Here is a 21,505-nt window from a genome sequence, read left to right on the forward strand (position 1 = left end):
GTCAGTCGCCGACGATCCCGTCGATATCGCGCGCCATGTCGATGTCGTGCTGGGTGATGCCGTTCTCGGCGTGCGTCACCAGGGCGAAAGTGACTGTCGTCCAACGGATGTCGATATCCGGGTGATGGTCCTTGGCTTCCGCGTGCTCGCCCACCCGGCGTACCGCGTCGATACCGTCCAGGAACTTCGGAAACTTCACGGCCCGCCGGATGGTGCCGTCGACACGCTCCCAGCCGTTGAGGTCGGGAAGTGCGGCGTCTACTTGCTCGTCGGATAACACAGCCATGGCTCGTAGGTATACCCTCACTGCCCATGCCAAACCAGATCGTCGTAGCGGGAGCCCTGATCCGCGACGCGACTCTGCTGGTGGCGCAGCGCAATCGACCACCGGAGTTGGCGGGACGCTGGGAACTGCCCGGCGGCAAGGTGGCACCCGGCGAGACCGAGCCCGATGCGCTGGTGCGCGAGTTGAGTGAGGAACTCGGGGTCGACGTGGCGGTCGTCGAGCGCCTGGGCGAAGACATCACCGTGAATGCGGCGACGACGCTGCGGGCCTACCGGGTCCGGCTGCTCGGTGGCGAACCGCGCGCCCACGACCACCAGGCGCTGCGGTGGGTGACCGCCGATGAGTTGCCTGACGTCGACTGGGTGCCGGCCGACCGCGCCTGGCTGGCCGACTTGGCCCGCGCGCTCTGAACCGCGACCTCTTTCCCAGCGCTGATTTTGCGCTGGGGGCGTCTTGAACTCGCACTTCTCCGCCTTGGCTGCAGAGTGAATCGGCTGACAATCAGCCCATCCAGGCCTCACCCAGTTCGCTATCCGCGAGCCCCGCTGCCACAATCACCGACGTGCCATTCCGTAACGTCGCCATCGTCGCTCACGTCGACCACGGCAAAACCACCCTGGTCGATGCGATGCTGCGGCAGTCCGGCGCCCTGACCCACCGCGGCGACGACACCCAGGAACGCATCATGGACAGCGGTGACCTGGAGAAGGAAAAAGGCATCACCATCCTGGCCAAGAACACTGCCGTGCACCGCCACGGTCCGAATGGGACGGTCACCGTAATCAATGTCATCGACACCCCCGGTCACGCCGACTTCGGCGGCGAGGTGGAACGCGGACTGTCCATGGTGGACGGGGTGTTGCTGCTGGTCGACGCGTCCGAGGGGCCGCTGCCGCAGACGCGGTTCGTGCTACGTAAGGCGCTGGCCGCGCATCTGCCGGTGATCCTCGTCGTCAACAAGACCGACCGGCCGGACGCGCGCATCGCCGAAGTGGTCGAAGCCAGCCACGACCTGCTGCTCGATGTCGCCACCGACCTCGACGACGAGGCCGCCGCCGCCGCCGAACATGCGCTGGGTTTGCCGACGCTGTACGCATCGGGGCGGGCCGGGGTCGTCAGCACCACCCAACCCCTGGACGGACAGGTTCCGGACGGCACCAACCTGGATCCGCTGTTCGAAGTCCTCGAGAAACACGTCCCCGCTCCGACCGGTGACCCCGAGGCGCCGCTGCAGGCCCTGGTCACCAACCTGGACGCGTCAGCCTTCCTAGGTCGGCTCGCGCTGGTGCGCATCTACAACGGCAAGCTGCGCAAGGGCCAGCAGGTGGCGTGGATGCGCGAGGTGGACGGACTGCCGGTCATCACCAACGCGAAGATCACCGAACTGCTGGCCACCGAGGGCGTCGAGCGCAGCGCCACCAGCGAGGCGGTGGCCGGGGACATCGTCGCCGTTGCCGGGCTGCCCGAGATCATGATCGGCGACACGCTGGCCGACCCCGACCACGCGCACGCGTTGCCGCGCATCACCGTCGACGAACCGGCGATCTCGGTCACCATCGGCACCAACACCTCGCCACTGGCCGGCAAGGTCTCCGGGCACAAGCTGACCGCCCGCATGGTCCGCAACCGCCTGGACGCCGAACTCGTCGGCAACGTCTCCATCCGGGTGGTCGACATCGGCCGGCCCGACGCCTGGGAAGTGCAGGGCCGCGGTGAGCTGGCGTTGGCGGTGCTGGTCGAGCAGATGCGCCGGGAGGGTTTCGAGCTCACCGTCGGCAAGCCCCAGGTAGTGACCCGCACCATCGACGGCAAGCTGCACGAGCCGTTCGAGGCGATGACCATCGACTGTCCCGAAGAATTCGTCGGCGCCATCACCCAACTGATGGCCGGGCGCAAAGGCCGGATGGAGGAGATGAAGAACCACGCCGCCGGTTGGGTCCGGATGGACTTCATCGTGCCCAGCCGGGGTCTGATCGGCTTCCGCACCGACTTCCTGACCCTGACCCGCGGCACCGGCATCGCCAACGCCGTGTTCGACGGGTACCGGCCGTGGGCCGGCGAGATCCGCGCCCGGCACACCGGGTCGCTGGTCTCCGACCGCACCGGCACCATCACCCCGTTCGCCATGCTGCAACTCGCCGACCGCGGCCAGTTCTTCGTCGAACCGGGCCAGGACACCTACGAAGGCATGGTCGTCGGGATCAATCCGCGCGCTGAGGATCTCGACGTCAACGTCACCCGCGAGAAGAAGTTGACGAACATGCGTTCCTCGACCGCCGACGTGATGGAGACCCTGGCCAGGCCGCTGGAACTCGACCTGGAACAGGCCATGGAATTCTGTGCGGCCGACGAATGCGTCGAGGTGACCCCGGAAATCGTCCGGGTCCGCAAAGTAGAACTGGATGCGACATCCCGGGCCCGCTCGCGGTCGCGCGCGAAGGCTCGGGGTTAAACCGGGTGCTGCTCGATACGCTGTGGGGCGTGCTGCACCGAGCCCGCTACGTCCTGGTGGTGCTCGGCGTGCTGGTGGCCGCGATCGGTCTGGTGCTCTCAGGTTGCACGGTGAGTCCGCCGCCGGCGCCGCAGAGCACCGATACCCCACGCAACACGCCGCCCCCTCCGCAGCACCCGACCCAGATCATCATGGGCATCGACTCGATCGGCGCCGGGTTCAATCCGCATCTGCTCTCAGATCTGTCCCCGGTGAACGCCGCGATCAGCGCGCTGGTGCTGCCCAGCGCCTTCCGGCCGGTGCCCGACCCGAATGCCGCAACGGGATCGCGCTGGGAAATGGATCCAACCCTGCTGGTGTCCGCCGAAGTGACCAGCGAAAACCCGTTCACCGTCTCCTACAAGATCCGTCCCGAGGCGCAATGGACCGACAATGCGCCGATCGCCGCGGACGACTTCTGGTACCTGTGGCGCCAAATGGTCAGCCAGCCCGGAGTGGTCGACCCGGCCGGGTATGACCTGATCACGTCGGTGCAGTCGCTCGAGGGCGGTAAGCAGGCCGTCGTCACCTTCGCCCAGCCCTACCCGGCGTGGCGGGAGTTGTTCAACAACCTGCTGCCGGCGCACATCGTCAAGGACGTGCCGGGCGGGTTTGCCTCCGGGCTGGCCCGTGCGCTGCCGGTGACGGGCGGCCAGTTCCGGGTGGAGAACATCGACCCGCAGCGCGACGAGATCCTGATTGCGCGCAACGACCGGTACTGGGGTGCCCCCGCCAAGCCCGCCTTGATCCAGTTCCGCCGCGCCGGGGCGCCGGCCGCGCTGGCCGATTCGGTGCGCAACGGCGATACCCAGGTGGCCCAGGTACACGGTGGTTCGGCTGCGTTCGCCCAGCTGTCGGCGATTCCCGACGTGCGGACCGCGCGCATTGTGACACCGCGCGTCATGCAGCTGACGCTGCGCGCGAACGAACCGAAGCTGGCCGACGTGCAGGTCCGCAGAGCAGTGCTGGGGCTGCTGGGCGTCGACCTGCTCGCGGCGGTGGGGGCCGGCAGTGACAACACCGTCACCCTGGACCAGGCTCTGATCCGTTCGCCCAGTGACCCGGGCTATGTCCCGACGGCGCCCGCGGCGATGAGCAGGGTCGCGGCGCTGGGTCTGTTGGAGGCCGCCGGTTTCCAGGTCGACACCACGACCGCATCCGCTACGCCGCCCAGCGCTACGGTGAGTACCGGACCATCGGAGGGCATTCACGGCCGGATCAGCAGGGACGGCAAGCAGTTGTCGCTGGTGATCGGGGTGGCGGTCAACGACCCGACCTCAGTGGCAGTCGCGAACACCGCTGCCGACCAGCTGCGCAATGTCGGCATCGCCGCCAGCGTGCTGGCGCTGGATCCGGTGACGCTGTACCGCGAAGCCCTGACCAACCACCAGGTGGACGCGCTGGTCGGCTGGCATCAGGCCGGCGGAAACCTCGCCGCGTCGCTGGCCTCCCGGTTCGGCTGTGCCGCGCTGCAGGCGACCCAGGTCTCACCGCCGATCGCGTCGACGACCAGCCCGGCCGGCTCGACGACATCCAGCCCGTCGGCCGGACCGGCCACGACCCCGGTGCCGACGACCTCCAGCCGCCCACCGGAGCCGGGAGCGCTGGTCAAGGCGCCGTCCAACCTCACCGGAACCTGCGATCCGAGCCTCGAGTCCAACATCGACGCCGCCCTCAACGGCAGCAAGAACATCAACGACGTGATCACCGCCGTCGAACCTCGGCTGTGGAACATGTCGACGGTGCTGCCGATCCTGCAGGACACCACGATCGTCGGGGCGGGACCGAGCGTGCAGAACGTCAGCCTGACCGGAGCGGTCCCGGTGGGCATCGTCGGGGACGCCGGCCAGTGGGTGAAGACCGGCCCCTGACGACCCTCACCAGCGAAAATCAACCTCCACACGGCCCTCTGGCCGGGGCTTTGGGCGGCTAATTGCGCTCGTGCCAAATTGTTACGAAAAATATGGTTTGGATTTCGCTCGAGCGGTCAACACCCGCGATACGTTCGCCCGGGTGCCGTCGGGGGCAACATGGCGAGTTGGGGTCAACCAGCGTCTTGCTAGGTGAGGGGTCACCATGTCATCTGTCTTTGTCGAGCCACAAATAGTTGCCTCGTTCGCGTCGCAGTTGGAAGGAATTGGCTCGGCGCTGGGCGCCGCCAATACAGCCGCGGCGGGATCAACCACCGCGCTGCTGTCCGCCGCCGAGGATGAGATATCGGTGGCGATAGCGGCGCTCTTCTCCCAGAATGCGGTGGGCTACCAGGAGCTCAGCGCACAAGTGGCCCAGTCCTACGGGCGGTTCGTCCAGACGGTGGCCGCGGGGGCGAGCGCATACGCGACAGCCGAAGCCGGCGCCGCGCAGGCGCTGACCGGTCTGTTAGCCGCGCCGGCCGCGCCGCTGGACGTGTTCGCTCAGGCGCACGCCGCTTTCACCACCAACCTGGTCAACGCCGAAATCGGGTTCAACCAATCGTTGGTGGGCGCCGAGCTCGGTTTACAGCAACTGATTTTCGGTACCGACAACGCACTGGGCGGAGCGGTCAACGCCGGCTTCAACGCATTCAACTCCGTTGTGGGGGCGGGCCAGCAAGGCCTGAATCTTCTTGTGGGAGCGCAGGTTCCGGCTAACTTCAACGCCAGCCTGGCGGTCAACGGCACCGGAAACGTCGGATTCGGCGGGTTGTCGGGTGCCTTCGGCGGCAACCTGTCCGCCCTCGGCGCTCAACTCAATGCCGCCCTCTCGGGGAACCTCAGCGCGGGTCTGCCGGACCTTTCCGCACTGGTGCAGACGGGCAATTCGGTGATCGCGCAATTGAATTCGGGGATCGCGGGTCTGAACGGTCTGATTCAGACCGGCAGCTCGTTGGGCGCCCAGTTGGGTACGGCGCTCACCGGGGCGTTTGCCGGGGGGCTGCCTGACTTTTCGGCGCTGGCAGGCAGCTTCGGGGTGAACCTGCCTGCCCTGGCGGCGAACGTCAGCGGACAGCTCTCCGGGTTGGGTGCCGGGTTCAACGCGGCGCTGAACGCAGCCCTGTCGGGCAACTTCGGTGTCGGCCTGCCCGACTTCTCGGCCCTGACGCAGACCGGCGCCGCATTGTTCAGCGACTTCATCGCCGGGCTGCCGGCGCTGAACTTCGGTTTGGTACTTCCCGCCCTGCCGGGTGGATTCCCGTTCAATCTCACCGGCCTGGCGGCCAGCCTCAACGCCGGGCTCTCGGGTCTGAACGCGCAACTGAACGCCGCCCTGACCGGGGCGTTGTCCGGAAACCTCGGATTGCCGGATCTGTCTGTGCTGAGCCAGACCGGAGCCAGGCTGGTCGGCGATTTCAATGCCGCACTGGCCGGCCTGGGCGGTGGCTTCAATGTCGGCCTGCCCGCCCTGGTGGGCTCGTTCGGGCTGGATCTGCCGGCGTTGACGGCCAACTTCAACGGTGCGCTGTCGGGGCTGGGCGCCCAGGTCAACGCTGCCTTCACCGGGGCGGTCAACGGCGACTTTTCCGGCGTGGCCGCGCTGGTGAACCTCGCGGCTGGCGCGCCGAGTTTGGCTCTGACGCAGGCGGGTCTGATCCAGACCGGCTTGCTGGCCAGCTTTGTCAACGGGCAGCTGGCGTTCAACCAGGCCCTGGTCTCCGGCGAAATCGCTTTGCAGCGGGCCCTGTTCGGCAGCGAGTTCGCCTTCAACGGCGCCATCAGCAACGGCTTCAACGCGTTCAACCTGGTGCTGGGCACCGGAGAACAAACCGTCAACGTGCTGCTGGGTGCGGAGATGCCTTACGACTTCATTGGCAGCCTGCTCATCGGCGGCGCGGTACCGGGCATCACCCCGACCGGCGGCCTGACCGGGATCGTGGACCAGCTGTTGCTGCTCAACGCGGCCCTGGGCGGCGATGCGTCGCTGGTGCAGCAGTTCGGCGCCTTCCGGGCAGACCTGGCCACCAACCTGCTCACCAGCCAGCTGGAGTTCAATCAGAACCTGGTGGCCAACCAGATCGCGTTGCAGGTCGGCCTGTTCGGCACCGCCAGTCCGCTGAACGGCGCGCTGAACAACTTCGGGAACATGATCAACTTCACGATCGGGGCGGGGCAGCAGACCATCAATGTGCTGCTCGGCGCGCCGGTTGGCGGCGGATTCGTCGGCGACCTGCAACTCGGTGGCGAGGCCGACGTCTTCGGCGGGTTGGAGACCGGCGGCCTGCTCGGCGCCTTCGAACAGAAGTGGTTGTTCGACGCGGCGCTGCTCAGCCTGCTCGGCTTCCCGATTCAGTTGACGCTCACCGGCGGATTGCCAGCGTTGCTCACCCAGCTGTCCACCGCCCTGTCGGGCGGCGTGAGCGTCGGTGGTTCGGTCGGCACGTAGCGATCTCAGCTGCTCAGCGGGCTGCACCGGATTTTCCAATGCAATTCAGAGAAAACCCCGGTGCGGCGCCATGGATATCGCTAGCATTCGCTCATTGTCGATAGCCACATGTGCAGTCGGGGAGGCTGCAGTGGCGCTAACGGGGGTGTGCGATGTCATTTGTAGCGGCGGTGCCGGAATTCGTGGCGGCTGCGGCCACCGATCTAGCCGGTATCGGTTCGGCGGTCGGGGCGGCCAGTTCGGCGGTCGCGGGGGCGACGACGGGGGTGCTACCCGCCGGCGCCGACGAGATTTCAGCGGCGATCGCGGGATTGTTCGATTCGCACGGGCGGGCGTTCCAGCAACTCAGTGCCCAGGCCACGCAGTTCCACGACCAGTTTGTGCAGGTGTTGCGGGCCGGCGCGAATGCCTACGCCGGTGCGGAGGCGGCCAACGCCACTCCGCTGCAGGCGGCCGCGAATGCCGCGGCCGCGGGGCCGCTGCAGCAGCTGGAGCAGTTGCACATCGGTTTCAACACCAACCTGGTGGCCAACGAGCTGGCGTTCAACAAAGCGCTGGTGACCAGCGAGGTAGCGCTGGAGCGCCAGATCTTCGGCACCGACAGCGCACTCAACGGAGTGCTGAACCGCAGCTTCAACGTCGGCAACCTGTTGGTGGGTACTGGAGAGCAGGCGGTGAACCTGTTCTTCGGTGCACCCGAGCCGGCCGGTTTCACCTCCAGCCTGCTGCTGGGTAGCGGCGCACAACCATTCAATGGTGGGCAGGTCGGCGGTTTGGCCGGCGCCATTTATCAAGGCTTGGCGGTCCCGGCCAATGTGCTGGGTCTGGCGCCCACGGTGGCCATAGCGGGGATCCCGTCGATCCCGTTCGGACAGTTGGAGGCGTCGCACATCGGGTTCACCTCGAACCTGTTGGCCAACGAGATCGCTTTCAACCAGGCGCTGGTGGCCAACCAGGTGGCGTTCGAGCAGCAACTCTTCGGCACCGACAGCGCCTTCAACGGGGTGCTCAACCGTAGCTTCAACGCCGGGAACCTATTGCTGGGTACCGGTGAGCAGGCGGTGAACCTGTTCTTCGGTGTCGAGGAGCCGGCGAACTTCACGTCCACCCTGTTGCAGGGTACCGGGGCGCAGTCCTACAACGGCGGCCAAATCGGCGGCGTTGCAGGAGCTTTCGGTCAGGGTCTGGCGGCCGGCCTCAACTTCGTCGGGCTGGTCACCGAGCCGTTCAGCGCCTAATCCGCCTGCGCTGCAACGGGTTTGGGCGGTATCACGGTATCCACGATCAGCGCCAACTCGCGCCGCGTTGGTGGCGTGGCGGTCAGCATGAAGTGATGGTTGATCAAGGCGGGGCCGATCCGCACGGTCAACGGGGTCAGGGTGGCGGGATCCAGTTCGCCGTCGCGGACCGCGGTCTGCAAGATCGACTCGATGATCTTCATGCGGGGCGCCACCACGGCGTCGGCGAAGATCGCGCGCAACTCGGGTTCGTGGATGAGCTGGCTGATGATCTGCAGGCCGGGAAAGTCGGTCTTGCCGGCCAGCACGTCGCTGTGCGCCGTGCAGACCGTCAGCAGGTTCTCCCGGGCCGACTGCCCGGGTCTCGGCTCGGGCAGTGGCGGCACGGTGTGGATCAGCGCGGCCTGCACCAGGTCGTGCTTGCTGGTCCAGCGCCGGTACAGCGCCGCCTTGCCGGTGTGGGCCCGCGCAGCTATGCCCTCCATCGTCAGGCCGCCGTATCCGACAGCGGCCAGTTCGGCCACCGTCGCGGCGTAGAGCGCACGCTCGAGTACTTCGCCGCGCCGGCGGCTCCGGCCGACAGTGTGGCTCACCTGCGACATCTGACGATAGTAGCCGTTGGCGTTCCTACTGGTCGTTTACGGGGGCCGCAGCTGGGTGGGCGCCGGCGTCCAGTGTCACGCTGGCGTGACGTTCGGCGTCCAGCGTCACGCTGGCGTGACGTTCGGCGGCAGCGGGGCCGCAGCTGGGTGGGCGCCAGTGTCCAGCGTCACGCTGGCGTGACGTTCGGCGTCCAGCGTCACGCTGGCGTGACGTTCGGCGGCAGCGGGGCCGCAGCTGGGTGGGCGCCAGCGTCCAGCGTCACGCTGGGGTGACGTTCGGCGTCCAGTGTCACGCTGGCGTGACGTTCGGCGGCAGCGGGGCCGCAGCTGGGTGGGCGCCGGCGTCCAGCGTCACGCTGGCGTGACGTTCGGCGTCCAGCGTCACGCTCGCGTGACGTTCGGCGGCAGAGGGGCCGCAGCTGCCTGACGTTCGGCGGCAGCGGGGCCGCAGCCGGGTGGGCTCTCGGCGGCAGCGGGGCGATTTCCCCGACGGCGGTAGGGTTCGTCCATGTCCAAGCCGCGGCTGCTGTTCGTGCATGCGCATCCCGACGACGAGAGCCTCAGCAACGGCGCGACCATTGCGCACTACACCGCCCGCGGTGCGCAGGTCCACGTCGTCACGTGCACCCTCGGTGAAGAGGGCGAGGTCATCGGCGACCGCTGGGCGCAACTGGCCGCCGACCGCGCGGACCAGCTCGGCGGCTACCGCATCGGCGAACTACGGCAAGCCCTGGCCGCGTTGGGCGTCGGCGACCCCATCTACCTGGGTGGCGCCGGACGTTGGCGCGATTCGGGCATGGCCGGCACCGAGCCGCGCGGTGGCCACCGCACCGTCCCACGGTTCGTCGACGCCGACGAAGTGGAGGCAGTAGGTGAGCTGGTCGCCTTGATCCGCGAGCTGCGACCACACGTCGTCGTCACCTACGACCCCGACGGCGGGTACGGACACCCCGACCACATTCGTACCCACGCGGTGTGTACCGCCGCCGTGGCCCAGGCCGGCAAGCCGGACGGGTCCGGTGACCCGTGGAGCGTGCCGAAGTTCTACTGGACCGTGCTGGCGCGTGCGGCGGTGGCGGCTGAACTGCGCTCGCTGGTCCCTGACGATCTGCGCCCCGACTGGGTGCTGCCGCCGCTGGACACTCCGTTCGGTTTCCCCGACGAGAGCGTCACCGCCGTCGTCGAGGCCGACGCGGACGCGCAGGCCGCCAAGGCCGCCGCGCTCACCGCTCATGCCACGCAGGTGACGGTGGGCCCCACCGGCCGGGCCTGTGCACTGTCGAACAACCTGGCGCTGCCCATCATGGCAGCCGAACACTACATCCTTATTGACGGCGCGGCGGGTGGCCGCGACGAGCGCGGTTGGGAGACGGATCTGCTGGCCGGGCTGGGCTTCAACGGCCCGGGCACGTAGGCTTTATAAGGCAGCCTTGAGAGTCTTACCGGAGGAAACTCACATGGACCCCGACCTGGACCCCAACTTGCAGCACTGGCAGGACCGCCTCGACAGCCTGCAGTGGGTGCTGGGATCGATCGTCTCGCAGATCGACAGCGTCCCAACCTGACCGATACCAAGCCACGCGCCACCTCGATCGAAGAGGTGGGCGCGACGGATCCGGCGATCCGGTTTGTCGTGTTGGCGCTGCTGGCCGTCGACGGTGTGTTGTCAGCCCTGGCCGGGGCGCTCCTGCTGCCCTTTTACATCGGCTCTGTCCCATTCCCACTGAGCGCTGTACTGAGCGGACTGCTCAACGGTGCGCTGGTGTGGGCCGCGGCGCGGTGGACTACGTCGCCGCGGCTGGCCGCTTTGCCGCTGTGGACCTGGCTGTTGACGGTTGCGGTGCTGAGTCTGGGCGGACCGGGTGGCGACATCGTCCTGGGCGGACAGGGCGTGATGGCCTACGCGGCGCTGCTGTTGATCGTGTTCGGGGTGGCACCCCCGGTGTGGGTGTTGTGGCGGCGCCGCCACTGAAAGCGTGGATCAGGGGAAGGGCGGCAGCGGCGGCAGCGGCGGGAAGAAGCTCCAGAACCAGTTGATCTCGGTGTTGATGAACTGGCTGATCGACGACGTGGTGGCCGACCAGAAATTGCTCAGACCCTGACTGAAGCTGACCGTGCCGCTGAGCCAGTCGAGGATGTTGAACAGCCCGCTCTGCACTATCGGCTCGAACAGGTAATAGAAGAAGTTGATCTGCGGCCCCAGGATGCCGATCCACGGCAACCAGCCCACCGCGTAGGAGGCCAGGTCGAAACCGTAGGCCACCCACGGCTCGACCTCCAGGTACAGGTTCTCGATCGCGGTGGCCCACGAGACCGGGAGGACGGCAGCGGGCGCTGCCGCGGCAGGTCCCAGCAGCCCGGTGGTCAGGGCGCCGAGACCGCCGGTCGGCGCCAACCCCAGCGCGCCGAACAGGTTGGCGGCGCCGGCGCCCGGGATGGCGGACAGCACGCTCTGCACCCGGGTCGCGGCCTGGCCGGCCAGGCTTTCCACCGCGGCGAGCGGTTGTCCCAACAATTGCTGGGCCGGCGCGTTCACCGCGTTCAGCAGGGTCCGCGCCGCGCTGGACTCGGCGTTCGAGTAGGCGTTCGCCCCCGCTCCCAACACCTGCACAAACTTTTCGTGAAACGCCGTCACCTCAGCGCTGAGCTGCTGGTATCCCTGCGCGTGCGAGGAGAACAGGGCGGCGACCTGGGCCGAGACCTGATCGGCGGCGGCGGCCACCACGCCGGTGGTGGGCAGCGCCGCGGCGGCGTTGGCCGAGCTGATCTCGGTGCCGATGCCGGCGATATTGGACGCGGCCGCCTTGAGCGCCTCCGGCGCCGCGCGCATGTACGACGACATCCCATTCACCTTTACTCGATTTCGGTGCGGCTACCTTGCGGGGCTGCTTCCGCGCGGTGCCCACCTGTGATCGTATCGCTGTCGGTGACAACTATTGTCCCATCTGGCCGAACAACCCGGCGAATCGAGCGGCCGGCCTGCGGCTACTGTTGCGCGTATGGCGCCAGGGATGCTCAGGTTTCCCGCAGAAAGAGTCGTGCGGATGAAATCGTCGCGCGGGGAAGTTACACCAACGTGCCCCTGAATCCGGACCTTCCGGAGCCCACGGCTCTGCCCAATCCTGTAGTCCCGCCCAGAGCCAGCAGCTCGGCGTTGCGTCGGGTGCTGCGGCGCGCCCGGGACGGCGTCGCCCTGAACGTCGACGAGGCGGCGGTCGCGATGACCGCTCGTGGCGACGACCTCGCCGACCTGTGCGCGAGCGCGGCCCGGGTTCGCGACGCCGGCCTGGAGTCGGCGGGCCGGCGCGGGCCGTCCGGCCGGTTGCCCATCAGCTATTCGCGCAAGGTTTTCATTCCGGTCACCCACCTGTGCCGGGACAACTGCCACTACTGCACGTTCGTCACCGTGCCGGGGCGGCTGCGCGCCCAGGGGGCGGGCTTGTACATGGAGCCCGACGAGATTCTGGACGTGGCGCGGCGCGGCGCGGCGCTCGGCTGCAAGGAAGCGCTGTTCACCCTCGGGGACCGCCCGGAGGACCGCTGGCCCGAGGCGCGGCAGTGGCTGACCGAACGCGGCTACGACGCCACCCTGTCGTACGTGCGCGCGATGGCGATCCGGGTGCTGGAGGAGACCGGGCTGTTGCCGCATCTGAATCCGGGCGTCATGACCTGGTCGGAGATGTCGCGGCTCAAGCCGGTGGCGCCGTCGATGGGCATGATGCTGGAGACGACATCGCGCCGGTTGTTCGAAACCAGAGGACTTGCGCACTACGGCAGTCCGGATAAAGATCCCGCGGTGCGGTTGCGCGCCCTGACCGACGCCGGCCGCCTGTCCATCCCGTTCACCACGGGTCTGCTGGTGGGCATCGGCGAGACGCTGGCCGAACGAGCCGACACGTTGCATGCGATCCGTAAGTCGCACAAGGAGTTCGGGCACGTCCAAGAGGTGATCGTGCAGAACTTCCGGGCCAAGGAGCACACCGCGATGGCCGCGGTTCCCGACGCCGGCATCGACGACTACCTGGCCACGGTGGCGGTGGCCCGGCTGGTGCTGGGGCCCGGCATGCGTATCCAGGCGCCGCCGAACCTGGTGTCGCGCGAGGAATGCCTGGCCCTGGTGGCCGCCGGCGTCGACGACTGGGGTGGCGTCTCGCCGCTGACGCCTGACCATGTGAACCCCGAACGGCCCTGGCCCGCATTGGATGACCTGGCCGCTGTCACCGAACAGGCCGGCTATGACCTGGTGCAGCGACTGACCGCGCAACCCAGATATGTGCTGGCCGGTGCGGCGTGGATCGATCCGCGGGTGCGCGAACACGTTGCGGCGCTTGCCGATCCGACGACGGGCCTGGCCCGCGACGTCACCCCGGTGGGGCTGCCGTGGCAGGAGCCCGACGAGGTGGCCTCGGCCGGCCGGGTGGACCTGGGCGCCGCGATCGACACCGAGGGACGTAACACCGAGACCCGTAGCGATCTCGAAAGTGCTTTCGGTGATTGGGAATCCATCCGGTCCCGGGTGCACGAGCTGGCCGCGCAGGGCGCCAGAGCGCCAGAGCGCCTGGACACCGACGTGCTCGCGGCGTTGCGTTCGGCGGAGCGCGCTCCGGGTGAGTGCACCGACGCCGAGTACCTGGCATTGGCGACAGCTGACGGTCCGGCGCTGGAAGCGGTTGCCGCGCTGGCGGATTCGTTGCGCCGGGAGGTGGTGGGGGACGACGTGACGTTCGTGGTCAACCGCAACATCAATTTCACCAATATCTGCTACACGGGCTGCCGGTTCTGTGCCTTCGCTCAGCGCAAGGGTGACGCCGACGCCTACTCGCTGTCGGCGGACGAGGTGGCCGACCGCGCGTGGGAGGCGCACGCCGCCGGCGCCACCGAGATCTGCATGCAGGGCGGCATCGACCCCGAGTTGCCGGTGACCGGTTACGCCGATCTGGTGCGCGCGGTCAAAGCCCGGGTGCCGTCGATGCATGTGCACGCGTTCTCGCCGATGGAAATCGCCAACGGGGTGACCAAGAGCGGGCTCAGCATCCGCGAGTGGTTGATCAGTCTGCGCGAGGCCGGGTTGGACACGATTCCCGGCACGGCGGCAGAGATCCTGGACGACGAGGTGCGCTGGGTGCTGACCAAGGGCAAGCTGCCGACGTCGTTGTGGATCGAGATCGTGACGACCGCGCACGAGGTGGGTCTGCGGTCGTCGTCGACCATGATGTACGGGCACGTCGACAGCCCCAAGCACTGGATAGGCCACCTCAACGTGCTGCGCGGGATTCAGGACCGCACCGGCGGTTTCACCGAATTCGTGCCGCTACCGTTCGTGCACCAGAACTCACCGCTGTACTTGGCGGGGGCGGCGCGGCCCGGGCCCACGCACCGCGACAACCGCGCGGTGCACGCCTTGGCGCGGATCATGCTGCACGGTCGCATCTCGCATATTCAGACCAGTTGGGTGAAGCTCGGGGTCGAACGCACCCAGGCCATGCTCAACGGCGGCGCCAACGATCTGGGCGGCACGCTGATGGAGGAGACGATCTCCCGGATGGCCGGCTCTGAGCACGGCTCGGCAAAAACGGTCGCTGAGTTGGTGGCGATAGCCGAGGGCATTGGTCGTCCCGCACGTCAGCGCACGACGACCTATGCGTCACTGGCAGCCTAAAAGACCGCGAGCGTAACGCCGGCGGAATCCTCGAGGGACCCCGCAGCGTTACGCTCGCGGATCAGAGGTTACTCAGTAGTTGTTGCAGGAGACTGCGACGGACTCGACGAGTCCCACGTACTGCGCGGCGCCCGGCATGGCCTGAATCTGCTGAGCCATCGAACGACGCTTGGCCGGCGGCGAGGCCAGGAACGAGTTCAGCCAGCCCATGGCCATCGGCGACGCGGTGAGCTGCGCGGCGGCACCCGGGTCCTGCGCGTTCAGCGCGGCCATGACCTGCCCGTAGTTACAGGTCGAGTTGACGGCCGCATCCAGCGGATCTGCCGACGCGACCCCTGCGCCAAGACCCAGCGACACTGCCAAGCCCCCGGCAACCACAGCTGCTTTAGTAAACGACAACATTTTTCGGACACCTTCCCCAACTATTGCACCGCCGACACGACGGCGACGACATCTGCCCAGCGGTTGCCGTCTTCGGTCAAGGCTACCAGGCTCGCTGGGCTTGCTCTTATCGAAGTTTCTATCGCAATAGTCCCGCCGAACGTAACTATCCGCAGGTCAGAGCCGTACTGGCGGAAGTTTCGCCGAGGGCGAAACTGCCGGATGACGGGTGCTCGATGAGCCGGCTTCAAAGGTTTTTCACAGCCTGGCCGCGAGCTCGGTGCCCTGTCTGATCGCTCGCTTGGCATCCAACTCCGCCGCCACCGCCGCACCACCGATGATGTGCGGATCCACGCCGCGGCTGCGCAGGTCGTCAGCCAGGTCGCGCACCGATTCCTGCCCGGCACACAGCACCACGTGGTCCACCGCGAGCACCTGCGGGCGCTGCCGGTCCGCACCGAAGCTGATGTGCAGGCCGTCGTCGCTGATCCGCTCGTAGTTCACTCCGGAGAGTTGCTGCACGCCCTTGGCCTGCAGCGACGCGCGGCGCACCCAGCCGGTGGTCTTGCCCAGCCGCTTACCCTGCCGGCCCTTCGTGCGCTGCAGCAGGTACACCTGGCGGACCGCCGGCGCGGGCAGGGGAGTAGTCAGGGCGCCCCGGGCTTCCTGCGGATCGGCCACCCCCCATTCGGCCCGCCACTCTTTGAGGTTCAGCGTCGGCGACCGGTCGGTGGTGAGCAGTTCGCTGACGTCGAAGCCGATGCCGCCGGCGCCGATGACGGCCACCGTCTTTCCCACTGCTTTGACGCCGGTGATCGCCTCGGCGTAGGTCAGCACCTTGGGATGGTCGATGCCGGGGATGGCGGGCACGCGGGGAGTCACGCCGGTGGCCAGGACGACAGACTCGTGGTCAACGAGATCTGCGGCGCCCACCCGGGTGCTCAGCTGGACCTCGACGCCGAGCTTGGCCAGCATCGTCGAGAAGTACCGGATGGTGTGGCTGAACTCCTCCTTGCCCGGGATGCGCCGCGCCAGGTCGAACTGGCCGCCGATGAACTCGTTGGCGTCGAACAGCGTCACCCGGTGTCCGCGCTGGGCAGCGGCGACCGCGGCGGCCAGTCCGGCGGGTCCGGCGCCGACGACGGCCACGGTGCGGGTGTGGCGGGCCGGCTCCAGCACCAGTGTGGTCTCGTGTCCGGCGCGTGGATTGAGCAGGCAGGACACCGTCTGGTGGGCGAACGCGTGGTCCAGACAGGCCTGGTTGCAGGCGATGCAGGTGTTGATCTCTGCGGGCCGGTCGGCCGCTGCCTTGCGCACCCACTCCGGATCCGCCAGCAGCGGCCGCGCCATTGAAATCAGCTGAACCTGGGTGTCGGCCAGGATCTGCTCGGCGGATTGCGGCATGTTGATCCGATTGGACGCAACCACCGGAATACCCACGTGTTCGGCCAGGGCGCTGCTGATGTCCACGAATGCGCTGTTGGGCACCGAGGTGACGATCGTCGGCACCCGCGCCTCGTGCCACCCGAACCCGGAGTTGATGATGGTGGCGCCGGCGGCTTCGACGCCGGTTGCCAGCGCGACGATTTCGTCCCAGCTCTGGCCGTCTTCGACATAGTCGGCCATCGACATCCGGTAGCAGATGACGAAGTCGTCGCCGACGGCGGCGCGGGTGCGCCGCACGATCTCGACCGGGAACCGGCGCCGGTTGGCCGGCGAGCCGCCCCAGGAATCGGTGCGTTCATTGGTGCGCGGGGCCAGGAACTGGTTGACCAGATAGCCTTCGCTGCCCATGATTTCGACACCGTCATAGCCGGCTTCGCGGGCCAGCTCCGCACACCGCACGAAATCCGCGATGGTCGACTCCACGCCGCGGCCGGTGAGCGCGCGTGGGCGAAACGGGTTGATGGGGGCCTTGATTGACGACGCGCTCGCCGAAAGCGGGTGGTAGGCATAGCGTCCGGCGTGCAAGATCTGCAGCAGGATCTTGCCGCCCTCGTCGTGCACTGCGCCGGTGACCCGGCGATGCCGTCGGGCCTGGCGCGAGCTGGTCAGGTCGGCGGCGAACGGCAGCAGCCACCCGGTGCGGTTGGGGGCGTAACCGCCGGTGATGATCAATCCGACGCCGCCGCGGGCGCGTTCGGCGAAATACGCGGCCAACCGGTCGATGTGGTGGGCTCGGTCTTCCAACCCGGTGTGCATCGACCCCATCACCACCCGGTTGCGCAGGGTGGTGCAACCGAGGTCCAGCGGGGACAGCAAGTGCGGATACGGGGTCATCGGCGGGCGCCCGCTGAACCCGGGAGGATCAGTTTCGCGACCTGGACGCAGCGCCGGGGTGCGACGCCTTCGGGCAGGTGGCGTGGCTGCCGCGGCGCGGTCCTGAACCACCGCAGCACTCGCCCAACGGTCACCCGGCCATTGTCACAGACCACCGAGGCACCGACTGGACACAGTTACGGGCGTGCCCTTTCGCCGGGTGTATGTGCAACGTCTAGTATCAGTAACCGAACGCTCACCTAGAAGCCCCTTGGGTGAGGCGAAATGCAGCCCATATGTTCATGGAGGACACGTTGAGGAGACGTCCGTGACTTACGTGATTGCCCAGCCCTGCACCGACATCAAAGACAAGGCGTGCATTGAGGAGTGCCCGGTCGACTGCATCTACGAGGGTGCCCGGATGCTCTATATCCACCCCGATGAATGCGTCGACTGCGGTGCCTGCGAACCGGTCTGCCCCGTCGAGGCGATTTACTACGAAGACGACGTGCCCGAACAGTGGGGGCAGTACACGCAGATCAACGCCGACTTCTTCGAGGAGCTCGGATCGCCGGGCGGTGCGGCCAAGGTCGGCCTGACCGAGAACGACCCGCAAGCGGTCAAGGATCTGCCCCCGCAGGGCGAGGACTGAACGCGCCGGTGCACCGCCGGCAGACCGTGTCGGCGTCCTTGCCGGAGTTCCCGTGGGACACCCTGGCCGGCCCGAAGGCCGTCGCGGCCGCCCACCCGGATGGCCTCGTCGACCTGTCGGTCGGCACGCCGGTGGATCCGGTCGCGCCGCTGATCCAGGAGGCGCTGGCCGCCGCGAGCTCGGCGTCGGGTTACCCCGCCACCGCCGGTACGCCGCAACTGCGGCAGGCCGCGGTGTCGGCATTGGCGCGTCGCTACGGTGTCACCGGCCTCGCCGAATCGGCGGTACTGCCGGTGATCGGCACCAAAGAACTCATCGCCTGGCTGCCGACGTTGCTCGGCTTAGGCGCCTCGCACACGGTCGTGGTGCCCGAGCTCGCCTATCCGACCTACGACGTGGGTGCGCGGCTGGCCGGGACGCAGATCGTGCGCGCGGATTCGCTGACCCAGCTGGGCCCGCAGACCCCGGCGCTGGTGTACCTGAACTCGCCGAGTAACCCGACGGGCCGGGTGCTGGGCGTCGAGCACCTGCGCAAGGTGGTCGGTTGGGCCCGCGAGCGCGGCGTGCTGGTGGCTTCCGACGAGTGTTATCTGGGCCTGGCCTGGGCGGCCGAGCCGCTGTCGGTGCTGCATCCGTCGGTGTCCGACGGCGACCATACCGGGTTGCTCGCGGTGCATTCGCTGTCGAAGACTTCGTCGCTGGCGGGTTACCGGGCCGGCTTCGTCGCCGGGGACGCCGCGGTGGTGGCCGAGCTGCTGGCGGTGCGCAAACACGCCGGGATGATCGTGCCGACCCCGGTGCAGGCCGCCATGGTGGCCGCCCTGGACGACGACGACCACGAGAAGCTGCAGCGGGAGCGGTATGCGCAGCGGCGGGCGGCGCTGCTGCCGGCGCTGCGTTCTGCCGGTTTCACCATCGACCACTCCGAAGCCGGGTTGTACCTGTGGGCCGGCCGGGGAGAGGGATGCCACGAAACCGTCGCCTGGCTCGCTGAGCGCGGCATCCTGGTGGCCCCCGGTGACTTCTACGGTCCCGCCGGTGCCGGGCACGTGCGCATCGCGCTGACCGCCACCGACGAGCGCATCGACGCCGCGGTCGCCCGCCTGCGCTAGTTTCCCCTGCTCGTCCGGGGCGCGTCGCCTCTTCGGTCCTGGTCCCCGGGACGGCAGAATGCAACCTGTGACAGATGCGTCAGACGATTCGGTCGGCAAGCTGCGGATCCCGCTGACGCTGAGCGACATCGTCAAACGGGTGTTCCTCGGCAAGCCGCTGATCACCGAGGAGCTGAACAACGAGCGGTTGTCCAATCCCGTCGCCCTCGGCGCGCTGTCCCCGGATGCGATCTCGTCGACAGCCTACGGTCCCGAGCAGATCCTGATCGAACTGCTGCCGCAGGCCGGGCTGGCAGCGTTCGCGTTGCTGCTGCCGATCACCGGGGTCATCCTGTTGATCCTGGTGCTGGTGGCCGCGTCATACCGGCAGGTGGTGATGGCCTACACCCGGGCCGGTGGCTCCTACATCGTCGCGCGGGACAACTTCGGGCCGAAGGTCGCCCAGGTGTCCGCCGCGGCGCTGCTGATCGACTATGTGGTGACGGTGGCGGTGCAGTCCGCGGCCGGCACGGTGGCCGTGGTGTCGGCATTGCCGAAGCTGGGCCCGTTCAGCCTGGAGATCACCATCGGCGTGGTCCTGCTGATCTGCTATCTGAATCTGCGCGGCATGCGGGAGGCGGGCAAACCGTTCGCGGCGGCGACCTATCTGTTCATCCTCATGATCGCCGCCACCATCGTGACCGGCGTTGTGCGGCATCTCGTCTGGGGTCTGCCGACCTACGACGCGCAGCATCTGAGCGGAGCGGTGCCGGTGCAGCACGGCGACGGTCTGGTGATGGGCGCGACGATCCTGGTATTGCTGCGCGCGTTCGCCAACGGCGGTTCGTCGCTGACCGGTGTCGAAGCCATCTCCAACACCGTCGAGGTGTTCCAGAAACCGCAGGGGCGCAACGCCCGTCGGGTGCTGACCGCCATGGCCTGCATCCTGGGTTTCCTGCTGGCTGGTGTCGCCTACCTCGCCTATGCCACCCACGCCACGCCGTACCTCTCCGAATACCCTTCGGTGCTCTCCCAGATCGGACGCGCGGTATTCGGCCACGGCGCCGTGGGCGACGTGTGCTTCTTCCTGGTCCAGGCGTCGACGGCGGCCATTCTGTTCACCGGCGCCAACACCAGTTTCAACGGCTTCCCGGCACTGGCCAGTTTCGTTGCCGAGGACCGGTTCCTGCCCCGGCAGCTGATGAAGCGCGGGCACCGGTTGGTGTATTCCAACGGCATCATCGCGCTGACCGGGCTTTCGGTGGTGCTGCTGGTGACGACCGGCGGATCGGTCAACGCGCTGGTCCCGTTCTACGCGATCGGCGTGTTCACCGGATTCTCGATGGCCGGTTACGGGATGACCAAACACCATCTGCGAGAACGGGAACCGGGTTGGCGGCGTCGGTTGGCGATCAACCTCTCGGCGGGGATCCTGTCGACGGTCGTGGTCGGCATCTTCGCGGTCGCCAAGTTCACCGAGGGTGCGTGGCTGGTGGTGATCGTCTTCCCGCTGCTGGTGTTCATGCTCATCCGGCTCAACCGTGAATACCGGGCCGAGGCCGCCATTCTCGAGATGTTCCGCACCGACCGGCCCGAGCTGGTCAAGTATGCGCGGCACCGGGTGTTCATCTTTGTGAACTCCGTCGACCTGGCCGTGCTCGAAGCGCTGCGGTACGGAAAAGGGCTGCGGGCCGACGAGCTGATCGCGGTGCACTTCATGGTCGACGCGATCCATGCCGCTCAGCTCCGAAAGCGTTGGGAAGACTTCAAACTCGACACCCGGCTGCGGTTGGTGGACTGTCCGGACCGGCGCGTCAACCGCGCCGCCCAGCTGCTGGTCGCGAAGTCGAGCAAAGAAAGTCCCGACACCAATGTGACGGTGCTGCTGCCGCGTCGGACCTATGCGCCGCTGCTGGGGCGGTTGCTGCACGACCGCACCGCGGACAAGATCGCCCGAGCCGTCAGCCTCATCCCCGACGCGGCGGCCACCATCGTGCCCTACGACGTGCAGTCCCGGATCAAGGATGCCTACCCCGAGCGCTTCGAACAGCGCATCGCCCGCGAGATCGACAAGCTCGAGGCGTGGATCTCCCAGGGTGAGGACCGGCGCGTGGAGAATTACGAACATCCGGCCTCGTCGTCCTCGGTGATCACGGTGGCCGGGCTGATCCCCGGCCAGCGGGCCACTGTCGAGGGGCGGGTCACCGAGGTCGAGGACATCGCCAAGCGCCGCGGGACGTTCCGGTGGATCGTGCTCGGCGACGACAGCGGAGAGGTGCGCATCAGGTTCCGTCCGGGACGCGGCGGCGACGACATTGCGCCCGGCCAACTGCTGCGCGTCACCGGCAAGGCCCGGCAGAGCGGGAATCGGCCGATGTGGATGGTCGACCCCAGCTATAGCGTGGTCGAGGAGCCCGTGGAGACCCACGACGCAGGAGGGGCGGGTGCAGCCGGCGAGACCGGCTGACTCTAAGTTCGACAGGACTT

General features: G+C 67.8%; 16 protein-coding genes. 11 read left to right on the top strand and 5 right to left on the bottom strand.

The window, feature by feature from the left end; translation table 11 throughout:
- Position 1 precedes the first annotated feature (1 nt).
- Positions 2-286, bottom strand: a complete 285-nt coding sequence (locus AC5Y6Y_RS20245; RefSeq protein WP_499926799.1) for a 4a-hydroxytetrahydrobiopterin dehydratase — start codon at positions 284-286, stop codon at positions 2-4.
- A 26-nt stretch (positions 287-312) separates the two neighbouring features.
- On the opposite strand from AC5Y6Y_RS20245, the gene AC5Y6Y_RS20250 reads away from it, so the two are divergent.
- From AC5Y6Y_RS20250 to AC5Y6Y_RS20270, 5 genes are all read left to right on the top strand, one after another.
- Positions 313-696 (top strand): (deoxy)nucleoside triphosphate pyrophosphohydrolase, encoded by a 384-nt coding sequence (locus AC5Y6Y_RS20250; protein WP_463826750.1) that lies wholly within the window; start codon positions 313-315, stop codon positions 694-696.
- Positions 697-848: 152 nt separating this feature from the next.
- The gene (gene typA, locus AC5Y6Y_RS20255; RefSeq protein ID WP_499930172.1) at positions 849-2,738 is read left to right on the top strand and encodes a translational GTPase TypA; all 1,890 of its coding nucleotides are present in this window, start codon (positions 849-851) and stop codon (positions 2,736-2,738) included.
- Between the two features lie 29 nt (positions 2,739-2,767).
- Positions 2,768-4,648, top strand: a complete 1,881-nt coding sequence (locus AC5Y6Y_RS20260) for an ABC transporter family substrate-binding protein (protein WP_499930200.1) — start codon at positions 2,768-2,770, stop codon at positions 4,646-4,648.
- 205 nt (positions 4,649-4,853) lie between these two features.
- A complete protein-coding gene (locus tag AC5Y6Y_RS20265) occupies positions 4,854-7,136 on the top strand; it encodes a PE family protein (protein WP_499930173.1) in 2,283 nt (760 codons plus the stop codon).
- A 152-nt stretch (positions 7,137-7,288) separates the two neighbouring features.
- Entirely contained in the window at positions 7,289-8,374 is a 1,086-nt protein-coding gene (locus AC5Y6Y_RS20270; RefSeq protein WP_499930174.1) for a PE family protein, read from the top strand.
- On the opposite strand, the gene AC5Y6Y_RS20275 is transcribed toward AC5Y6Y_RS20270, so the two are convergent.
- A complete protein-coding gene (locus tag AC5Y6Y_RS20275) occupies positions 8,371-8,976 on the bottom strand; it encodes a TetR/AcrR family transcriptional regulator (RefSeq protein WP_463826746.1) in 606 nt (201 codons plus the stop codon). The genes AC5Y6Y_RS20270 and AC5Y6Y_RS20275 overlap by 4 nt on opposite strands.
- 508 nt (positions 8,977-9,484) lie before the next feature.
- On the opposite strand from AC5Y6Y_RS20275, the gene mshB reads away from it, so the two are divergent.
- Both mshB and AC5Y6Y_RS20285 read left to right on the top strand, forming a co-directional pair.
- A complete protein-coding gene (gene mshB / locus AC5Y6Y_RS20280; protein ID WP_499930175.1) occupies positions 9,485-10,390 on the top strand; it encodes an N-acetyl-1-D-myo-inositol-2-amino-2-deoxy-alpha-D-glucopyranoside deacetylase in 906 nt (301 codons plus the stop codon).
- 102 nt (positions 10,391-10,492) lie between these two features.
- On the top strand, positions 10,493-10,948 hold the full coding sequence (locus tag AC5Y6Y_RS20285) for a hypothetical protein (protein ID WP_499930176.1): 456 nt from the start codon (positions 10,493-10,495) through the stop codon (positions 10,946-10,948).
- Between the two features lie 9 nt (positions 10,949-10,957).
- On the opposite strand, the gene AC5Y6Y_RS20290 is transcribed toward AC5Y6Y_RS20285, so the two are convergent.
- Positions 10,958-11,818 (bottom strand): PE family protein, encoded by an 861-nt coding sequence (locus AC5Y6Y_RS20290; protein ID WP_463826743.1) that lies wholly within the window; start codon positions 11,816-11,818, stop codon positions 10,958-10,960.
- Between the two features lie 240 nt (positions 11,819-12,058).
- On the opposite strand from AC5Y6Y_RS20290, the gene AC5Y6Y_RS20295 reads away from it, so the two are divergent.
- The gene (locus tag AC5Y6Y_RS20295; RefSeq protein ID WP_499930201.1) at positions 12,059-14,635 is read left to right on the top strand and encodes a bifunctional FO biosynthesis protein CofGH; all 2,577 of its coding nucleotides are present in this window, start codon (positions 12,059-12,061) and stop codon (positions 14,633-14,635) included.
- Between the two features lie 72 nt (positions 14,636-14,707).
- On the opposite strand, the gene AC5Y6Y_RS20300 is transcribed toward AC5Y6Y_RS20295, so the two are convergent.
- Both AC5Y6Y_RS20300 and AC5Y6Y_RS20305 read right to left on the bottom strand, forming a co-directional pair.
- A complete protein-coding gene (locus AC5Y6Y_RS20300; protein WP_463826742.1) occupies positions 14,708-15,037 on the bottom strand; it encodes a hemophore-related protein in 330 nt (109 codons plus the stop codon).
- Between the two features lie 237 nt (positions 15,038-15,274).
- Positions 15,275-17,296 carry a 2,4-dienoyl-CoA reductase FMN-binding domain-containing protein gene (locus AC5Y6Y_RS20305; RefSeq protein ID WP_499930177.1) on the bottom strand — a complete coding sequence of 674 codons (2,022 nt, stop codon included), beginning with the start codon at positions 17,294-17,296 and terminating at the stop codon, positions 15,275-15,277.
- Between the two features lie 307 nt (positions 17,297-17,603).
- Between AC5Y6Y_RS20305 and fdxA the strand changes: the two genes are divergently transcribed.
- The 3 genes from fdxA to AC5Y6Y_RS20320 all read left to right on the top strand — a co-directional run bounded on the left by fdxA (position 17,604) and on the right by AC5Y6Y_RS20320 (position 21,485).
- The gene (gene fdxA, locus AC5Y6Y_RS20310; protein WP_463826740.1) at positions 17,604-17,927 is read left to right on the top strand and encodes a ferredoxin; all 324 of its coding nucleotides are present in this window, start codon (positions 17,604-17,606) and stop codon (positions 17,925-17,927) included.
- 26 nt (positions 17,928-17,953) lie between these two features.
- The gene (gene dapC, locus AC5Y6Y_RS20315) at positions 17,954-19,039 is read left to right on the top strand and encodes a succinyldiaminopimelate transaminase (RefSeq protein WP_499930202.1); all 1,086 of its coding nucleotides are present in this window, start codon (positions 17,954-17,956) and stop codon (positions 19,037-19,039) included.
- Between the two features lie 67 nt (positions 19,040-19,106).
- Complete coding sequence (locus AC5Y6Y_RS20320) at positions 19,107-21,485, top strand: APC family permease (RefSeq protein ID WP_499930178.1); 2,379 nt, start codon at positions 19,107-19,109, stop codon at positions 21,483-21,485.
- Positions 21,486-21,505 lie beyond the last annotated feature (20 nt).

This window comes from Mycobacterium sp. NGS24, from assembly GCF_059813065.1.

Excerpts from the sequence above, each read along its gene's own strand:
- AC5Y6Y_RS20245 (WP_499926799.1), bottom strand. The coding sequence starts at position 286 with ATGGCTGTGTTATCCGACGAGCAAGTAGACGCCGCACTTCCCGACCTC.
- AC5Y6Y_RS20250 (WP_463826750.1), top strand. The coding sequence starts at position 313 with ATGCCAAACCAGATCGTCGTAGCGGGAGCCCTGATCCGCGACGCGACT.
- AC5Y6Y_RS20265 (WP_499930173.1), top strand. The coding sequence starts at position 4,854 with ATGTCATCTGTCTTTGTCGAGCCACAAATAGTTGCCTCGTTCGCGTCG.
- AC5Y6Y_RS20270 (WP_499930174.1), top strand. The coding sequence starts at position 7,289 with ATGTCATTTGTAGCGGCGGTGCCGGAATTCGTGGCGGCTGCGGCCACC.
- AC5Y6Y_RS20275 (WP_463826746.1), bottom strand. The coding sequence starts at position 8,976 with ATGTCGCAGGTGAGCCACACTGTCGGCCGGAGCCGCCGGCGCGGCGAA.
- mshB (WP_499930175.1), top strand. The coding sequence starts at position 9,485 with ATGTCCAAGCCGCGGCTGCTGTTCGTGCATGCGCATCCCGACGACGAG.
- AC5Y6Y_RS20290 (WP_463826743.1), bottom strand. The coding sequence starts at position 11,818 with ATGTCGTCGTACATGCGCGCGGCGCCGGAGGCGCTCAAGGCGGCCGCG.
- AC5Y6Y_RS20300 (WP_463826742.1), bottom strand. The coding sequence starts at position 15,037 with ATGTTGTCGTTTACTAAAGCAGCTGTGGTTGCCGGGGGCTTGGCAGTG.
- AC5Y6Y_RS20305 (WP_499930177.1), bottom strand. The coding sequence starts at position 17,296 with ATGACCCCGTATCCGCACTTGCTGTCCCCGCTGGACCTCGGTTGCACC.